This window comes from Actinomyces ruminicola (assembly GCF_900103885.1).
GTDB lineage: Bacteria > Actinomycetota > Actinomycetes > Actinomycetales > Actinomycetaceae > Actinomyces > Actinomyces ruminicola.
This window is the reverse complement of record NZ_FNIM01000033.1, coordinates 1-4,526: the sequence shown is the minus strand read 5'-3', so window position 1 is coordinate 4,526 and position 4,526 is coordinate 1. Positions and strand designations below refer to the sequence as shown.

Here is a 4,526-nt window from a genome sequence, read left to right as displayed (position 1 = left end):
TGTAGGCCATGCGGTAGTCCTCCACCACGACGGCCAGCAGGTACCGGTAGGCGGCCTCCAGGCGGGCCTGCGCGTCGCCGGGGTCGGCCTGTAGGTACAGGCGGCGGGCGTGGGCGACGTCGAGCGTTCGCGCCTCGGCGTAGTGAGTCATCGGCTACTCCCTTCAGTAGTTGAGCGTGTTGAACGTGGATCTGTTGAGGGCACCAGGCCCCGCTTGCGCGCCTCGGCGTAGCAGCACGGGTGAACGCCGTCGTCGCCCCTGTACGGGACGCGCGGCCCGCCGCACACGGGGCACCAGTAGCCGGTGAGCCGCGCCCCCACCGCCTGGAAGACCGCCGGGGCCAGGACGGACACCGACGCCATGCGGCCTCCGCTCACGGCTCCTCACCGCCCAGGAAGTCCAGCACGTCCGCCAGGGCCGGGGACGGCGCGCCCTCGGCGGCCAGGGACGCCACCGCGTAGGCGACGTTCTCCCGCACCCGCCGCTTCCACGCCGCCGGTAGGCCCGCCAGCCGGTAGGCCACTACCCGCCGGGCCGCCAGCGGCCCCGCCGTGGGGTAGCCGTCGACGCTGGCCGGTAGCGCCTGAACCGCACCCACCGGCACGTCCGCCAGCACCGCCACCGCCCCGGCGGACAACTCCGCACCACCGGCCTCACGAAGCACACGAGCGCAAGCAACCCCACTCATTGTTGGCCCCCCGTCCTACTGGCGGCTTCGGCGCACGTCGGGTGCATGCCGTGGTCGCCGGGGTAGGGGGTGCGGGGCAGGTGGCACACGGGGCACCAGTAGCCGGTTAGGGCGATGAGCCTCGCACCGGGTACCCGCGCTTCACCCGTGTCTACGGCCCACACGTTGCCGTACTCGTCGAAGACGATGCCCTTGCTCATGACAGGTCACCGCCCGCCAGGTCGAGGCCGGTCTGTCCGCCGCACTCAGCGCACATGTCAGGCTCGGGTGCCCCGTGCGGGCAGGAACCGTTTCCGACGGTTCGACGGTTCCCGACGGTTTCGACGGTTTGATTGGGGGTCCCCCTGGTAACCGTCGAGATGCCTGTGCGCCGCCATGCTTCCGTGAACGCCGAGCGGAAATACCCGCGACGGTCCTGCGAATTCTTCGACGCTTTAGCCTTGGCAGCCTGGGTCACCATGCGGCTGAACCGCTGTGCGGTGATCCGCTTGCCGTAGGGCGATGCCTCGCCCCAGTAGTCGGGGCGGCGGTTGGCCAGGCGTTCCAGGATCTCGCTTGTGGGCAGGAACGCCTCGCTCTCACCCCATACGTCGTGTAGGTCCTCTAGCAGGACATACGCGGGCGGGCGCTTGGCCACCCCGTCGGCGGCCTCGGCCTTGGCCTCGGCCATGTCCCGGATGATCAGCTTGCGCACGGTCTCGGGCCAGTCCCCACCGGCAACGTCGGCAACGCGCACCAGGGGCCGCCACTTCTCACGCATCCGGGCCCGGCACCCCTCGGGCAGGTCGGGGCGGGATGCCTTGATCTGCTCCCGGGCGGCGTCCAGGTTCTCGGCCAGGGCGACGCCTAGCCGGTCGGCGTCGTCTTCGATGTCCTCCCAGTCGGAGTCTTCGACCGTTCCGTCAATGTCCGGCATGAGTAGTACACGAATCGCCCTACTGCGAGTGTCCCCGGGTAAGTTCGGGGCGTTGCCTGCCATGACGACGGGGCCGAACGTCGGCATTTCCTCAGCCTCCCAGCCACCATCTTTCACGGGGGCGAGTACGGGGCGCGTCGCCCCGGCCTTGTAGCCGGAGTTGATGATGGCGAGTAGTTCCTTGGAATCCGGGTCACGCTCGTCAAGGTTGCGGTCGGCCTCGTCAATCATGACGGTGCGCGGTCCCTTCGCCAGTAGCCGCGCCAGTAGAGCAGCCGAAGACAAGGACGCGGCCATGACAGGGTTGTGGGAGAGGCGCTGTAGGTGTTCTAGTGTCGTGGTCTTTCCCGAGCCGGGAAGTGTCGAGTCCAGGATGAGACGGGGCGTGGTCCGCGTTTCGGTACACACGTGCGTGTGCGCCGCCCACAACGTCAGTAGGTCAAGGTCGAGGTCTTCGGTCGTAGCGATGAAGCGTTCCAGCCAAGCACGAACTTGATCCAACACGACCCCCAAGGGGGTCTCTTTTGAACCGTCGAAACCGTCGGGAACCGTCGAACCGTCGGAGACAACCCCAAGGGGGGCCCCATTCAAACCGGACGAACCGGACAAGCCGGACGAACCGGACGCAGCCGGGGCGGCCTGTAGCGGCTTCGGGAAGGCGCTCATGCGATCACCCCCGCCTCGCGAAGGCGGGCGCGATTGCGGGCCGCCCACGTAACAACGTCCGGCCGTGGGGTCGGGTCAACCGCCGCCGCCAGGGCGCGGGCATGCTCCGTGAGGAAGGCGCGGTTGCCCGCCGCCAGGTCACGGGCCAGGTCCCACTGCCCCTCGGCGAAGCCGAGTGCGCGGGCGAGCCGCCAGATGAGCCGTACAGCGTCGACGAACCCGGCGTAGTAGCCGTTGGCGTGCGCCCGCTGCTCGGTGAGCGCGATCTGCTCCATCGCCTCACTGCTCAGCCGCTCCGGGTGAACGGCCCACGCCGGGGGAGTGGCCGGGGGCTCGCACCGGAACCGGGCGATGGTCCGCTCGTAGATGGCGATTACGGCCCGCTTCACGGCCCGGAAGCGGCGCTCGGTGGCGGCCTCCAGCTCCCGCAAGTCCATCCCCGCCGGGTCAATCCTCGGCGGCAAGGACTGCACAACCGCGTCAAGGTCGGGTACAGTTGGGCTTGCGTGTTGGGTGGCCGCTTCCTGAAGGGGGCGGTCATTCTCATGCTTACTCACCGGGCATCCGCCTCCCCGAAGGTGGGGGTGGCGAAGCCGAGACGGGCGTACTCACTGATCGGGATACGCACCGCACGGCCTAGGCGGATGGCGGCGATGTCGCCAGATGCGATGAGGTTGTAAACCGTGTTCTCGCTCAACTCCACCGAGCGGGCGAATGTCTTCACGGACACGGCCACGGAATACGCGCCGGGGCCGGTCTTGCTCTTCGACATATGAAGGGCCTTCCGTTACGAAGGAGGCACCTAGCGGGCATAGATATCCCTAGCTAGATGACTGCTCTCCTCGTAACGGAAGGCCCGTCGCAAGGTCTGGCCCGGGGTCGCACTTCGGGCGCCCCGACGACACATAAGCTAACCCAATGAGTACATTGTGTCAAGCCCCGTCCTCTACCGTGCGTTCACGGCGTTAAGGATGGCGTCCAGCAAAACCGAGCGACACCCCGCCCCGTATAGCTGTTCGCACATGTCCACCAACTCTTGCGGCTCGAACACTCTGTCGGCGGGGTCGGCGACGAACCGGTAACCGCCTCCGGCCCGCTCCACTCCGTCAACGGCAACCCAATGGTCGTTAAGGTCAAGCACATTCCTCCTGTCACCGCGCACGTCCAGCCACGGGCGGCGCGCGATAAGGACGGCGACCCGAGCGCGGCCGTAAGCTCTATGCTCCCCGGCTTCGACCATAAGGGCGATTCCGTCCGGGATGAGTCCGCGCGTCCCCGGAGCGAGATACCCCAGCCGCTCCTGGGCGGATCGGGCCTCCCCCCGGTCAACCACGTTCAAATACTCCTTCAGTGCGCGGTCATCGGGTGCCCCCTCCCCGCCGAACGGGGCGCGGTCATCCAACCACGTCGTGCCAGGGTATCCGGCCGCCACGGCCTCCACTTCCTCGGCCTGCAAGTCGCGCCCGGCGTCGGCCGCCCGTTCCAGCAGCGGAACCATGAGCCGCACCGGCACGTTCCAGGTAGGCCAGCCACACCTGCACACGGCCGACCAACGGGCGCAATCCGGGCCGTGCCCCTCGTCCTCCGGCTCCGGCCAGTCATACCCCGCCGCCCGGTGATTCAACCAATCGCAGCGCAAGCAGCCCGTTCCGGCCCCGACGGCACCGAAGGCGACCGGCGGGGACTCACGAAGCGCCTCCAGGCGGGCGCTCGTGGGCGTGTTGCGGTCCCTGTAGGGGTCCACCGAGCCGCCTTTACGAACCGCCCGCCAGCCGTGCCCTCCTAGCCCCACGTCGTCCGGCTCCCAGTAGTCGGCGCGCGCCGGGTCGTCCTCACGAACGAACGTCGCCAACGTCACCGGCGGCTTCCCGTCCCGGTGCCAGCGCCCCCGCTTACAAACGACGTTCACCGAGTCACTCATGCCTGCCTCCTTGCTCATGCCTGCCTTCTTGCTCATGCCTGCCTCCTTGCTCGTTCCTGTTCCAGGTCCACCACTCCGGCCCGCCCGCGCCACGTCGGGGCGTCCGGGTCCAGGCGGGCCGCCATGCGGTCCAGCATGTTCCGCTCGTAGTCGTCGTCGGCCCGCTGGTAGTGGGCCGCCTGCGTCGGCCGCGCCCAACCGAAGCGGCGCATGATCGCCGCCGTAGACGCCCCCGCCTGCCCGAACCGGGTAGCCGCATAGTGGCGGAAGGCGTGCCAGCCCGCATAGCGGCCCGGCGGAATCACCACCCCCGCCGCGTCCAACGCCTCCTCCA

6 protein-coding genes and 1 pseudogene are annotated in these 4,526 nt (G+C 68.7%); all 7 read right to left on the bottom strand.

Annotation, left to right across the window (positions count from 1 at the left end; genetic code table 11):
* Positions 1-374: 374 nt before the first annotated feature.
* Positions 375-665 carry a hypothetical protein gene (locus BLR49_RS12855; protein ID WP_092538240.1) on the bottom strand — a complete coding sequence of 97 codons (291 nt, stop codon included), beginning with the start codon at positions 663-665 and terminating at the stop codon, positions 375-377.
* Between the two features lie 20 nt (positions 666-685).
* Positions 686-889 carry a hypothetical protein gene (locus BLR49_RS12850; RefSeq protein WP_092538238.1) on the bottom strand — a complete coding sequence of 68 codons (204 nt, stop codon included), beginning with the start codon at positions 887-889 and terminating at the stop codon, positions 686-688.
* Positions 886-2,271 (bottom strand): DUF3631 domain-containing protein, encoded by a 1,386-nt coding sequence (locus BLR49_RS12845; RefSeq protein WP_092538236.1) that lies wholly within the window; start codon positions 2,269-2,271, stop codon positions 886-888. Before BLR49_RS12845 ends, BLR49_RS12850 begins: the two co-directional genes overlap by 4 nt.
* Positions 2,268-2,708 (bottom strand): hypothetical protein, encoded by a 441-nt coding sequence (locus BLR49_RS12840; protein WP_092538234.1) that lies wholly within the window; start codon positions 2,706-2,708, stop codon positions 2,268-2,270. Before BLR49_RS12840 ends, BLR49_RS12845 begins: the two co-directional genes overlap by 4 nt.
* 116 nt (positions 2,709-2,824) lie before the next feature.
* Positions 2,825-3,043, bottom strand: coding sequence for a helix-turn-helix domain-containing protein (locus BLR49_RS12835; RefSeq protein WP_092538232.1), 219 nt, complete (start codon positions 3,041-3,043; stop codon positions 2,825-2,827).
* 174 nt (positions 3,044-3,217) lie between these two features.
* A complete protein-coding gene (locus BLR49_RS12830; protein WP_092538230.1) occupies positions 3,218-4,228 on the bottom strand; it encodes a hypothetical protein in 1,011 nt (336 codons plus the stop codon).
* Positions 4,225-4,526: pseudogene (locus tag BLR49_RS12825) on the bottom strand (hypothetical protein); the annotation flags it as partial. The gene BLR49_RS12830 and the pseudogene BLR49_RS12825, both read right to left, overlap by 4 nt.